Annotated in this window: 4 protein-coding genes; 3 read left to right on the top strand and 1 reads right to left on the bottom strand. The window is 61.9% G+C overall.

Translation table 11 applies throughout. The features are described 5' to 3' along the window. Nucleotide 1 precedes the first annotated feature (1 nt). The 3 genes from IEX78_RS22350 to IEX78_RS22340 are packed head-to-tail and all read left to right on the top strand — an operon-like array spanning nt 2 to nt 13,222. Nucleotides 2–4,714 carry an Eco57I restriction-modification methylase domain-containing protein gene (locus IEX78_RS22350; RefSeq protein ID WP_188831030.1) on the top strand — a complete coding sequence of 1,571 codons (4,713 nt, stop codon included), beginning with the start codon at nt 2–4 and terminating at the stop codon, nt 4,712–4,714. Next, nucleotides 4,707–11,057 carry a DEAD/DEAH box helicase gene (locus IEX78_RS22345; protein WP_188831029.1) on the top strand — a complete coding sequence of 2,117 codons (6,351 nt, stop codon included), beginning with the start codon at nt 4,707–4,709 and terminating at the stop codon, nt 11,055–11,057. Before IEX78_RS22350 ends, IEX78_RS22345 begins: the two co-directional genes overlap by 8 nt. Then, nucleotides 11,054–13,222, top strand: coding sequence for a UvrD-helicase domain-containing protein (locus IEX78_RS22340; RefSeq protein WP_188831028.1), 2,169 nt, complete (start codon nt 11,054–11,056; stop codon nt 13,220–13,222). The genes IEX78_RS22345 and IEX78_RS22340 overlap by 4 nt, the downstream gene beginning before the upstream one ends. 24 nt (nt 13,223–13,246) lie before the next feature. On the opposite strand, the gene IEX78_RS22335 is transcribed toward IEX78_RS22340, so the two are convergent. Then, nucleotides 13,247–14,176, bottom strand: a complete 930-nt coding sequence (locus IEX78_RS22335; RefSeq protein ID WP_188831027.1) for a hypothetical protein — start codon at nt 14,174–14,176, stop codon at nt 13,247–13,249. Between the last annotated feature and the right edge of the window lie 3 nt (nt 14,177–14,179).

The raw sequence follows: 14,179 nt of genomic DNA, 5'->3' as shown, positions 1-14,179 counted from the left end.
CGTGTTCGACTCCATCGCCAACGTCAACGACTACCTGTCCGAGCACTGGCTCGCCGAGGTTTTTCCGACCAAGTTGTCCGCACTGGGCAAGGATTGGCGCGAACGCGCGAAGCTGGGCAAGGATAGCCCGGTCAAGGGTTTGGCCGGTCTCGGCGACCGCTACTTGCGCTCGCTCGGCGAACTGCCCGACTCGACCCACGCGGATTACGCGACGCTGATCACCGAATTGCATCGAACCTTGTTGCAGGCGATGGGCTTCGAGGTCGAGCCGACCGAATTGGCAACCTCCCAGGGCGAGACCGCGATCGTGGTGCCCCTGCTCGGCCGCTGTGGCGCGCTCGATTCCGACGCTGTGCACATCCTGCAGGCGGTACCGGCCACCGACGCCGACTCGCTGCTGTCCGAAGAGGCGGAGCTGCTGCACCCGCTGCGGTTGGCCATTTCCAGCGAGAAGACTGAGCAACTCGCCTCGGTGTCCAAAGCGGTGACGCAGTTGTTCATCAGTGACCGTGCCCCGCGATACCTGCTGGTGCTGGCCGGTGCCACGGTGCTGCTCACCGACGCGGCACGCTGGTCCGAGGGGCGCTATCTCGCCTTCGATATCGCGACCGCGGTGGATCGTCGCGACGAGAAGGTCACCGGCGAACTCGCTCACCATGCCGGCTTGTGGTCGGCCAACGTGCTGCTGCCCAACGATGACGGCAAAGCCGCGCTCGACGCATTCACCGAGGACTCCGAGAAACACGCAATCGGCGTGAGCGAAGACCTACGTGAAGGTCTGCGCATCTCGATCGAGAAGATTGCCAACGAGGTGCTGACTCAACGCCGAGCCAAAGCTCTGCCGGTGGAAGGCATCGCGGAACTGCCGCGTGAGTTGACGATCCAGTCATTGCGTTTTCTGTATCGAATTCTGTTCCTGCTCTTCGCTGAAGCCCGCCCCGAATTGGGAATCCTGCCCGTAGGTGCTCCCGAGTACGGATCAGGTTACGGGCTCGATCGGCTCCGTGAGATCATCGGTGTCCCGCTCACCGGGCGCTCTGCCGACGGCCACCACCTGCACGACTCGCTGAATCTGCTTTTCGGGCTCGTCAACAATGGGCACGGTGATAGCGCCGATGATGGCGACGACCTCGTCTTCGAAGCGATGCGCTCGGACCTGTTCGATCGCGATCGCACCCCGCTGATCGACGAGACCCGGATCAGCAACAGGGTGCTGCAGGAAGTTCTGACCCTGCTGCTGATGTCGAAGCCGTCGAAGAACAAGAACCGCCAGCGCGGCTACATCTCCTACGCCCAGCTCGGGATCAATCAGCTGGGTGCTGTCTATGAGGGCTTGATGTCGTACTCGGGTCTCATCGCCGTCGATGACATGGTCGAAGTCGCCAAAGATGGCAATGCTGACAAAGGTTCGTGGTTGGTGCCGTCGACGTCCTCCGGGGATTACGCCGCAGAGGATATCGTCTCGCGCGAGGATCGGCTCACCGGTCGGAGAGATATAGTCCGACATGCCAAGGGTAACTTCGTTTTTCGCCTATCAGGCCGTGATCGCAAGCGCAGCGCATCCTATTATACCCCTGAAATCCTTACCAAGACTGTTGTCAAACACACACTCGCCGAACTTCTCACTGAAGACACTAAAGCTGCCGAGATCCTCGAATTCCGGATCTGTGAGCCAGCGTTGGGTAGCGGGGCCTTCCTCAATGAGGCGATCAATCAGCTCGCAGGCGAATACCTAACTCGTGCACAGAACGAGCGACCCGGTCATCGAATCGAGCCCGAGCAGTATCCGGTGGAATTGCAGAAGGTGAAGGCTTACCTAGCATTGCATCGCGCATACGGCGTCGACCTGAATGCCACCGCAGTCGAACTTGCCGAAGTTTCGCTGTGGCTCAACGTGATGCATCGCGGACTGCGAGCGCCGTGGTTCGGGCTGCACATGCGTCGTGGGAACTCACTGATTGGTGCCCGCCGTGCAACCTATGACTTCACTGCCCTGGGCAGGGCCAAGAAGAGTTGGCTAAAAACCCCGCCCGTCGACCGGCCGTTGTCGAAAGGGCCGATTGGCGACGGCGAAATCCACCACTTCCTACTGCCAGCAGATGGCTGGGGTGCAGTTGGCAACGCCAAGGAAGCCAGGGAGCTTGCGCCGGAAGCGGCCGAGGCCCTGCGCTTGTGGCGCAAGGACGTGACCAAGAGACCGGACAGAAGGCAGCTGGACCGGTTGCGCGCGCTGGCACGGCGGGTAGAGCGTTTGTGGGAGCTGGCGCTGCAGCGCCTCGATATCAGCGAACGTGAAGTTTCTCGCAATATCGGCGTTTGGGGCCTCGATGTGGAGACCACCGAGAATGCCGTGTCTCGTGAACAGGTTGAGTCGGAATTACTGGACCCTGAAAGTCCATACATGCGTCTCCGACTCGTGATGGATGCGTGGTGTGCGCTGTGGTTCTGGCCACTCAGTCTCAGCGTCGATGAAGCCAAAGGTGATGTCCCTGCGCCTCCAAGCCTCAACGAGTGGACCGAGACTCTTGAGTCATTGCTTGGTGCCGACGGCCGACCCATCGAGGACTCCGGCCAGCGAATGTTTCACGAAACGATCGAGAATTTTTCCGACCTTTCGAAGATCGACGAAATCGAACGCGACTTCTACGGTATGCAGCCGGTCTGGAAGGTGGTCTCGAAGCATCTGTGGCTTGGTGCCGCGCGCGATATCGCTGAAGCGCAAGGGTTTTTCCATTGGGAACTAGATTTCGCCTCAGTATTCCGGAGAGGTGGTTTTGATATCCAGGTCGGAAATCCACCTTGGGTGCGAATAGAGTGGGTTGAATACGATGTTCTCGCGGAACGTCATCCTGCTTTTGCTCTTAAAAGCTCAAGAGGTGTCGGAAGCGAAGAGTATGCATCAGTTCGAAAAGATCTCCTTGGGGATTCTGGATTTGTGAATGATTACCTGATGCAGTTGTCTGCACATTCGGGTGCATCCGCATTTCTTCGCCGTGAGGAGTACTATCCGGCCTTATCGGGTCTTCCGGCGAATCTCTATCGGAACTTTATGCTCCAATTTTGGCGAGGGGCGTCGCCTGCGGGTGTGAGCGGGATCGTTCATCCGGATGACCATTTCTTTCACGACAAGGGTGGCCCGCTGCGGGCGCAGTGCTATCCACGTCTAAGGCGGCATTGGGGCTTTGTAAACGAACTGAACCTATTTTCGGAGATTAGTCACACGGATGAATTCGGAATCCATATCTACGGTTCTGAAGGGATTCCTAGGTTTTTGCAGGGTGCAAAGTTTTTTCACCCAACGACGATCGAAGGGTCATTGCAACATGACGGAGAAGGTGAGTCCCCAGGACTCCAGTTCCCTTGGGGTGGATGGGATCTGCGTCCACATGCGAATCGGATCATGAAGATTGGTCCTTCGGATCTAAAGAGCTGGGCCCGGTTGTTCGAGGAGTCTGGAACGTCTCACCTGCATGCTAAGATGCCTGCAGTCACATCGACGGAGCAAGAAGAAGCTCTCGATGTTCTGTCGTATGGGAATCGAATGTCCGGCCGCTACGTGTGGTCTCGATGCTGGGATGAAGACAAGATCAAGTCAATGCATATCGCCGAATGGAAGACAACCCGTCCTTCGACTATGCGGGGAGTCGTTCTTCAGCCTGCTCATTTCGGGCTACTGAACCCTTTTGCTAAAGAACCGAATATTGTTTCTGCAAGCAGTGCGGAATATTCTGCCGTTGATCCTGGAGAAATCTCGTCCGATTTTGTTCCGCGCACTAATTACAGTTTTATCGCTAGCCGTGGGGAAATTGACAGTGCTGTTCGTAGGTGGTATGGGGTTGCGGTCACAGATTTCTGGCGGATCGCTTGGCGGAGGCGTCTTGGGCAAAATATGGCTCGGACGTTCCAAGCTGCGCTATTTCCACCAGGTGCAGCACATGTCGATACCGTGCACACGTGCACGGTATCGACATGTGCTGCACCTGTCCATACATTAAAAGACCTGCCGACCTCGGCAAGTGACTCAATCTTGACCGTTGCGACGGCAGGCCTCTGGTCATCGATTCCGTATGACTATCTGGTCAAACTTTCCGGAAGCGACGATCTCCGAGCTCCGATGGTTGACAGATTCCCCTTGCCGCTCGATCATCCGGCATTGGAATTCTTGGTACTGCGAACATTGCGCTTGAACTGTCTGACGATTGACTATGCCCCGCTGTGGGATGGATTGTATCGTGCGGGGTTCGAGCGGGACGCGTGGACGCCAGCATTTAGTTGCGCTGAATCGCTGGGCATCGCTGATCGAGCGTGGACACCGACGGTTGCGCTGAGGTCGGAGTTCTCCCGTCGCGCAGCGCTCGTTGAGGTCGACGCGCTCGCGGCGTTGATGCTGGGGTTGAGTGCGGATCACCTTGCCCTAATGTTCCGTGCACAGTTTGGGGTCCTCCGTAAATACGAATACGAAATGTACTTTGACGCGAAGGGCCGCAGAATCGCTAGGGACCATCGTACGCACGGTGCCAAGCAGCAGAAGGAGGATTACAAGCTGTTGCAGGCCTACCTGGCCAACGAGTCATGCGGTGACCTCCTCGATCGCTACACCCCGTTCGCCCCCGACTCCGCCCACAACGGCCCATGGTTCTACAAACCCGACCGCGAGGCCGAAATGCGTTCCGCCTATGCGGATTTCGCGCGTAGGCTCGGCCTCGATGACTGACTTCACGGCCCCGACCTTCCCGTCCTTGTTGGCGGGGGAGACGAAGGACTCGATCACCGAGTACCTGTCCACTACCTTCGCCTTGGCGGATCCGACGGTGGGGGCGGCGCTCAACGAGTTTCTGCGCCACCCCGAAACGGGGATCTTTCGGGGGCCATATCTGAAGGTGCGGACGCCCTACCAGCAGGTTCCGCGTGAGTGGCGTTCACCGTTGGAGTGGATGCCGAAGGGGTTCCGGCCGTTCGAGCATCAGGCGGCGGCGTTCGAGCGGCTGTCGACGCGCGACGGTGCGGCGCGACCGACCATCGTGACGACGGGCACCGGTTCGGGCAAAACCGAGTCCTTCCTGATCCCGCTGCTCGATCACGTGCGCCGCGCGAAAGCTCGTGGCGAGCACGGAATCAAGGCGATCCTGCTCTATCCGATGAACGCGCTGGTCACCGACCAGGGCAGGCGACTGGCGAATTATCTCCACGACGATCCGCGCTTGAGCGAGGTCACTGCCGGTGTCTACATCGGTGGCGAAGGCAGGCGGCGCACGCCGAGCCGGGACCAGCTCGTCGATCACCGCGATGAGCTGCGCGTGAACCCACCCGACATCCTGCTCACCAACTACCGAATGCTCGATCTACTGCTGTTGCGTTCGGGCGACAATCCTCTGTGGGAGAACGCGGCGGCGACCCTGCAATACCTCGTGCTCGACGAGTTCCATACCTACGACGGCGCGCAGGGCACCGACGTGGCGATGCTCATCCGACGTCTCGGGGCCCGGGTCGGGGTCGCGGAGGCGGGACGCCCGCTGGGCCGGATCACGCCGGTCGCCACCTCGGCCACGCTCGGCGGCGGCAGCCATTCGCAGAAGCTGCTGGCCTTCGCCGAAACGGTGTTCGGGACTGTCTTCGAACCTGAATCCCTGGTCACCGAATCCGCCCTCACGGCCGCGGACGTCGTTCCGCACGTGGATTTCGGGCTCGATATCCCGGCCGTCGAGAAGGTGATCGCGGCACCGCTGCCGGATGAGGCGATCCCTGGTTCGTGGGAGCCTTTGGCGCGGGTGTTCCTTGAGCCCGTCAATGAACCGGGCGCGCACGCGGCCCCGATCGACTACGCCGACCCAGTACAGATCGGCGAGGTCCTACGGACCCACTTTCTGACCAGAGCTGTGATCGACGCGCTCGGCGAGGAGCCGCTTACTCCCGTCGAGGCCGTCACCCGGATCACCCAGGCCGGTGTGCTGCCGTGGGGTGTCCACAACGCGAGCCATCCTGACGATGTGCAAGAGGCGCTGCTGAAATTTCTCGCCTTGCTGTCGGTGGCCCGCGTCAGCGATGCCGGAGGCGCATTCCGCCCGCTGCTCACGGTGGGAGTGCAGCTATGGGTACGTGAGCTGACCCGGATGCTGCGGCGGGTGTCGAACGAGACCAGCTTCGAGTGGTGGCATGATGGTCCGCCCCCTGATGGCACCTATCTTCCGGCAGTGCACTGCCGGGTATGTGGCCACTCGGGGTGGATGTCGTCGACGACCGAACTCGGCGACAGCTTCGCCCATGAGCCACAAGGGATCTGGCGCGACAGCGTTCGCCCGGCCACCCGGCACAAGAACCGGGCGCTGCTGCTCGCCGGTCCGGGTGATTCCGATGTCAGCTTCCTCGATCCCGACACACTCGAGATCGGGAAGTCAGCGGGGGAGAACACCGTCGCGGTGCACGTCACCGCCGACGACACTGCCGCGTTCGAACAGACCTGCCCATCCTGCGGTGCCCGCAATGCGATCCGGTTCCTCGGTTCGAGTGTGGCCACCCTGCTCAGCGTCGGACTCACCAGCGAATTCGGCTCCCGTAATCTCGCCGACGCGGAAAAGAAGACTCTGGTCTTCACCGATTCCGTCCAGGACGCGGCCCATCGTGCTGCCTTCATCGAGGGCCGGGCGTTCCAGTTCAACTTCCGTTCGGCGCTACTAGCGGCCACGCAGGGCACCCGAACGTCGCTGTATACCGCCGCACGGCGGCTGTACACCGATACCCCCGTCGAAGATCTCTACGCGATCACGCCACCCGACTTCGTTCGCCGCACTGGCGTCGAAGGCGAATGGATCGCCCGCGATCGCCGTGGCTGGCTCCGCAAACTGCTCGACGTGCGCATCATGTTCCAAGCGCACCTGGAAGCCGGGCTGAACGCTCGGATGGGCCGCACACTGGAATTGACCGGCGCACTGGCTGTAGACATCGATGTGGATCTGGACCATTTCGCCACCCTCGCACGCGACATACATCGGAACTTGCCGCAACTGAGCCTCCAGCTCCGGCGTGGGCCGGGGGAGCAGCTGAATCTGGACGTCCCCGACGACCGGTCGACCCAGCTCGCCCTTGATGACGACCCGACACGCGGACTTCGCTACGAGATCTGGATTCTCGGCCTGCTCGACCACCTGCGTGTCAACGGCGGAATCCACCACCAGTGGCTCACCCAGTACGTCCATGACGAGGGCAAGCGGTGGTCTATCTGGGGCGGGAGTGCTGAGGGAATGCCGAAATTCCCGTACGGGCGGCCCGCACCTGGCTTCTTCACCACCGGATCCGCTGGGGACACCGCGTTCCTGGCTCTCAACCCGCGCACGGAATCGCGGCTCACCGACTGGACCCGGCGTTGCCTCGGCGTGACAGCACCCGAGGCCCGCGCACTGCTGGCCGAGATGATCGACGCGCTCGCGGGCGAACAGGGCCCGCTCGAACGGCGTAGTGGTGGCAAAGGCGCGAAGGTCTACGGCCTCGATGCCGATCGAATCATCTTGGACCCCAACGGCATCGAGCGATTGCAATGCCCGGTGTGTCACCACGTCCAGCCGGCAACCACTGATCGACTCGGTTGGTGGGACGGCGCACCGTGTCCGCGGATGCAGTGCACGGGATCTCTGGCCTCGGCACAGCCGGAGTCGGCTAACTTCTACCGCGCGATGTATCGCTCCGGGCGCATCCGACGGATCGTCAGCGAGGAGCACACGAGTTTGCTTGATCGCGAGGAGCGGGAGCAGGTCGAGGCCCGGTTCAAAGCTGGTACGTCACCGACTGACCCGAACATTCTCGCCTGCACGCCGACGCTGGAACTCGGTATCGACATCGGTGATCTGAGCACAGTCGCCCTGGCGTCGTTGCCACGCACTACTGCGAACTACTTGCAACGCATCGGACGCGCGGGCCGTTCCACGGGAAATGCGTTCGTGCTCGCCGCCGTCCCCAGCTCGCCGCGCGACCTGTACTACTTCGCTCAGCCCACGCATTTGTTGGCCGGTGAGGTCCTGCCGCCCGGCGCGTACCTCAACGCCACCGAACTGCTCCATCGCCAGTTCTTCGCCTTCGCACTCGATCGTCTCGCTGTCGGTGGTTTCCCGGGACTGCCCACTATGCCGACCAGGCTCGACGGTGCACTCGGCGGTGGAATGGCAGACGGCGCTTGGCTGCGATCGGTGGTCGACTCGATAGCTGCCGATGCCGAGGCACTCAGCGCCCAGTTCCTTGAGCTGTTCGGCGCCGAACTCGGAGACGCCGCACAGCGATCATTGCGCGCGTTCGCCGCATCCGGATTGCGTGTGCAGGCGGCGCGCGTCGCCCTGAATTGGCAGCGTGACGCGGACGAGATTCGCACGCGTCTCAACGAACTCGCCCAAACCGTGTCCGAACTCGACAAACACGGCCACCTCGACGACAACCAAACGGAGGATCGCAAGCGCTGTCAGGGTGAATCGCGTGCGCTGCGCGACCAGCTGCGCGAACGGGGGCGTCATGAAACACTGACCGGGTTGAGCGGGGTTGGTCTGCTGCCGAATTACAATCTGTTCGACGATGCCACCACCCTCGATGTCCACCTGTGGTGGACCACCGATGCGAACGGGTCGCCCGAGCCACAAGCTCTCGACCTGACCTACGAACGAAGCAGCTCCATCGCGCTCACCGAGCTAGCTCCGGGCGCCTTCTTCTACGCCAACGGCAAACGTGTCGAGGTCGACGCCGTCGACGTCGGTCCGCTCACGGCGCCGCTATGGACCTCGACCCGCCTGTGCCCGTCTTGTGGCTGGGCGACCACCAATGTTGACGGACCACTCTCGGCGTGCGCGCGTTGTCACGATACGGCGGTGACCGACTCCGGCGCGGTCCATAAAGTGCTCGTACTGCAGAAGGTTTCGGCGGTGCATCGCCTCGATGACGCGCTCATCGACGATGACGCTGACGAACGCACTCGGACGTTATTCACCAGGATCACCAGCGTCGACATCGATCCCGCCGACATCGTGACCGCGTGGCGACTTGAGGAGGAGGTCTTCGGCGCCGAATACGCGCGCACGGCGCTGATCCGCTCGGTCAATGTCGGTCTCGGTGATGCTCCCGGCGCGGAAGCGACCATCGCCGGTGAAACTGTGAACGCGGCAGGCTTCACCACCTGTGCGTACTGCGGGGTGGTGGCCAAACGGCCCACCGAAACCGACCGAACCCGCCACCGCGGATTCTGTGCGATTCGCCGCGGCACCGAGGAGAAGTGGGAGCGGTTGCTCCTTTCGCATGAGCTGAGGACCCAGGCGGTGCGGTTGCTGCTGCCGGTGTCGTTGCTGCACTTCGAGACGACGATGATTTCCTTCAAAGCGGCGCTACTGCTCGGCTTGCGACAAGACTTCGGCGGCGACCCGCAACACCTCGATGTGGTCGCGTCCAGCATGAGCGACGGATTCGGTGCGGTACGTCGCTTTCTGGTGTTGCACGACACGATTCCGGGCGGTACCGGCTATCTTGACCGGTTCGGCGAGCCGGACCGACTTCGCGTCATCCTGAAGCTTGCCCGCGAGCTGCTCGCCGCGTGCCCTTGTCGTTTGGAAGGCCGTGCGGCCTGCCACCGCTGCCTCTACGGCGTCCTTCCGTCGCGTGAGATGCCGCATGCGTCAAGGGAAACGGCGCTGGCGCTCCTCGGCGATTTTCTCGACAATTGGCAGTCGACGCAGATTCCGACTGTCAGCACCGTTGACATTGCGAAGGTGCAACTCAGTGAACTGGAGGCGCAGTTCCGAGACGCGCTCGAAAAGCATGTCGCGAGCCGGGACGCCTGGGCCGTGGAGGCCGCGCTTGGTGCAAAGGGCACGGAGCTCGATCTGCGGTTGGCGAACGCGGAAGGCGAGCCCCGACGCTGGCGAATGCGCCCCCTAGTGGACATCAAAGCTGGCGCGATCACGACCCAGCCTGATTTCCTGTTCACCCGAACCGACGCGCAGGGCTGCGATGTCGCGGTCTATCTAGATGGGCAGCGATTCCATGCGAGCACGGCCTGCAACCGCACCGCCGACGACGCCGAAAAGCGCGATGCACTCCGACGGACCGGGCGCCGGGTTTGGTCGCTGTCATGGGACGATGTCCAGGCCTTTACCTCTCGCGCCCGCAAGTCAGGTGTCGACGACCTCATCCATCAGCAGATGCAGAACACCGCAGGCGCGGGAATCGACGACCCCAGGCTAAAAACGCTGTGGGGCAACCCCATCGATCTCCTCGTCGAGTATCTCGCCGACCCCGATGCGTCATTGTGGGGCGACGGCGCGCTCGCGACTGTCCTCGCTCTCGTCGACCCGGGCAAACATGGGTCGGCCGAGCCGACGATGATCGCGCCGAGCGCGCTGGTCGCCGGACTGAACACGGTGATAGCGGGCCAATTGCCGACTGCCGATCCCGCTGGCTCGGTCATGATGGTGCCGCGTGCGGGATCGAGCGGTGTACCGATCGTCATCCTGGCGGATCCGACCGACCACCTGTCGACGCTGGGTGTCCTGTGCGTACTCGATGACAACCCGACCGAGGTCGGTTCACCGACACATCGTGCCCGGTGGCGGGACTGGTTGCGGTGGTCGGTCGTCTTGCAGTTCCTCACCCGGCCTCGGTTCGGACACGACCTGCCGCTGCGCATGGTCGAGGTCTGGACGACTACAAGTCAAGAACCGTTCGCTGGCGCGATGATTCCGCTCGCGTCGGCCGTGCCGACCACAACTGTGACGGCCACGACCGAACTGAGCCCAGCATGGTCGGAGGTCTGCGAGTACACCGATCCGGTGCTGGCGGAGCTGATCGCGATCATGGCGGAGGAAGGCATCGAGGTACCCGAGGCAGGAGCGGAGGTCGGTCCGCGCGAATCGGTGTGGCAGGTCGAATTGTCTTGGCCTGCAGCTAAACTCGTAGTTGTTGTCGACTCCGACGCCGATCGTGACGATTGGTTGGAGGCCAATGGGTGGACGATCACCACGGCGCAGGGATCCTACGATCCGAATACCTTGGCACGGGAAGTCGAAGACATGGTGAACGGGAGCTCGCGATGAAGGCCGAAGTCCGAATGCACGACTTGTTCACCAGCTCCTACGACCAGCTCGACGGCAGCATACGTAGTCGGGTGTTGAGCTTCATCATGAAACTCTCGCAGGATCCTGAGGCGCCCGGACTGGACTACAAGATCCCAAAGCTGGCGCAGCACAAGCTTGTCCGCACCGCACGGGTGACTGACAACTATCGGGCGGTGCTGATCGCGGCCGGTGCCGACGGCGACACCAGCATCCTGTATCTCGTCGCGGTCAAGAAGCACGACGATGCCTACGACTACGCGAGCAAACTGACCCTGCAGGTCAACCCCAAGACCGGTGCTGCGGAACTGTTCGACTCAGCGGCGCTGGGTGAGGTAGTAGAGAAGGCCCGTAGCGTGCGGCCGAGTGCGGCGGCCGCACCACCGCTCATGCCGACGGGGATCAAGCAGAAGGATCTAGAACGCTTCGGTGTCGCGCCCGACATTGCCGAACAGCTGCGGCAAGTGACCGATGAGGACACCCTGGAAGCCATCGTCTCCGCGCTACCCTCCTCGCAGGGCAATGCCGTGCTCGACCTCGTCTACGGTAAGAGCCCAGACCAAGTGTGGTCCGATCTGGTGATCGAGGATCCTGGCGAGGTCGACGTCGACGACATCGCGGCCGCCCTGCATCGCCCGCTGTCGAGGTTGAGTTTCACTGCCTACGAGGGTGAGAACGAGGACGAGTTGCGGGCGGTCCTGGAAGGTGATCTGGCCGCGTGGCGGGTATGGTTACATCCGTTGCAGCGCAAGCTCGCTCAGCACACAGGGTGGAACGGTCCGTTCCGAGTCACCGGTGGGGCGGGCACCGGCAAGACGGTCACGGCGATTCACCGCGCACGTCACCTGGCTCGTCATCTCGACACCGCTTCCACGAACAAGGTGCTGTTCACCACCTTCACCAAGAACCTGTCCCGCACTATCGAGTCCCAATTGAAGCAACTGGCCGGTCCGAAGATCTCCGAGCGCGTCGACGTCGTGAATATCGACGCGTTGGCCCGCCGGGTTGTCGCCGCCACGGACGCTGGGCGCAAGGCGCTCGGTGATGTTCGCTTCGTCTCCGCCGAGGGCGAGGAAGTGCGGGAGCTGTGGGCGAGCGCCGCGATGGTTGGGTTGGGCGATTGGTCGCCCACCTTCCTTGCCGACGAGTGGTCGCGAGTGGTTCTCGGCAATGCGATCGTCGATGAGGCTGCGTACTTGCGAGTCACGCGCAGCGGCCGGGCCCAACGGCTCACCCGTCCGCAGCGTGCCGATGTGTGGCAGGTCATCGAGCAGTTCGAACGGTTGATGCGATCAGCCGGGCTGATGACCTTCATCCAGCTCGCCGCCCGTGCCGCCGCGACTGTTGCTACGGAACCGGCGTTGCGGGACCAAATGGGCTACCGGCATGCAGTCGTCGACGAGGCGCAGGACCTGCACCCCGCTCATTGGAAGTTGTTGCGCTCGTTGATCGCGTCCGGCATGGACGATCTGTTCATCGTCGGTGACGCGCATCAGCGCATCTACGGCAAGCCGACTCCTTTGTCGCGCTACGGAATTGAGACGCGTGGCCGATCACGCAGACTGACCGTCAATTACCGCACCTCCAAACAGATCCTGCACTGGTGCCTGTCGGCCGTCGATGCCGAGGTCGATGATCTCGATCTCTCGGCCGATACCCTCGCTGGAGCGCGGTCGGTGTTCAAGGGGCCAGAACCTGAACCGCATGCATGCGATTCGGCTGCGGGAGAGGACAAAGCCCTTATTGCGCAGATCAATGCATGGATTACCGACGGTCTGGCGTTGTCTGATATTGCCGTGTTCGCCTACGATCGCAAAGCTGTACAGTCTGTCGCCGACGCGTTGGCCGACAGAGGGATCGCCAGCGCGGTCGTGACCGAACAAACTGACGAGGACAAGCTTGGCAACGCGGTGCGGGTGATGACAATGCACCGCGCTAAAGGCCTGGAGTTTCGCGCTGTTGCACTGGTGCGACTGGGAGCTGACTCTTTCCCGCCGTACTACGTGCAGAAGATGACGGGCCCTGAGCGCAAGCTTGAAGAACATAAGCTGCGCAATGTCCTGTATGTCGCGGGGTCCCGTGCGCGCGAAAGACTTGCCTTGATCTGGACGAAAAAGCTGTCGTCGTTGGTTGCGCCGCCTCGCTAGCGATTTGACGAGCGGTGCCGGTGCTCAGAGAAGCAGATGGTCAGCGAAGATGCCGACGAACAACCGCCCGTCGTGTACGGCGAAGTGGATCCGGTTGCGGTGTCGCTCAAGCTTCGCGTGCCACTGGCAAGTGATCTGCTCGCCGTCGAACTCCACGAGACGCTGATGCATTGCCTTCGAATTTTTGTGTGTGTTGGGGCTCTCCGGCGAACAATTCACACTGGCGGCGATCTGCATCTGCTTGATCCGCTGGATCGGCTCGCTATGCTCGGCCCAGATTCGCAGCACGTAGTCGTCCAGTCCGCCGAGATTCGCGATCAGCGCGCGCCGCACCTCAAGCGACGAGCCATCGAATCTGCTGATCTGGTCCCAAATATTCTCGGCAAAAACAGTGTTGGGGAAGGCAAGGTGCTGATGGTCGGCGAAGTCGTCGAGTAGGTCGGGCTCAGCGTCGATGATCGCGCGCCAGAAAGACGGGCCGTCGCTTGAGTCCGCGACGAAATGGATCGCGACGCTGCTGTCACCGCTCGTGGCTCGCACTGCTCGCGCGCCCCGCCGCCCCGCGCGCATTGTCGTTAGGCAGGCGAGCATGACCCCTTTCGCCGCGTACTTTGAGCAGATTCCGATGCTCGGGGCCACTGGAAGAACCGTCGAGTCGACGAGGAACTCCCAGTCTTCGAGGTCGTCGTCGTACTCTGCGATCTTGTCGAGCCGACCGTGCAATTCATGGCGAATATCGCGGTTAATCCGCGGATCGCAAAGATGGTCGACCAATGTTGCGCCCGAGGCTGATTCGATGTCGAATAACACATCGGATCGCTTGACGGTCCCGGGTGTGGTACGCACGTACTCAAGCACGTCTAGGTACTGGGCGAAGTCTTCCTCTAGTTCCGTTGGGACCTCGGATTCAAAGGCGAACCCCGCCTCATCTATGACGAATCGCCACCCCCGCATATC

The organism is Nocardia camponoti (genome assembly GCF_014646135.1).
In the GTDB taxonomy this organism is placed as follows: Bacteria; Actinomycetota; Actinomycetes; order Mycobacteriales; family Mycobacteriaceae; genus Nocardia; species Nocardia camponoti.
The sequence above is the reverse complement of the archived record's forward strand: the minus strand, read 5'-3'. Positions and strand labels throughout refer to the sequence as shown.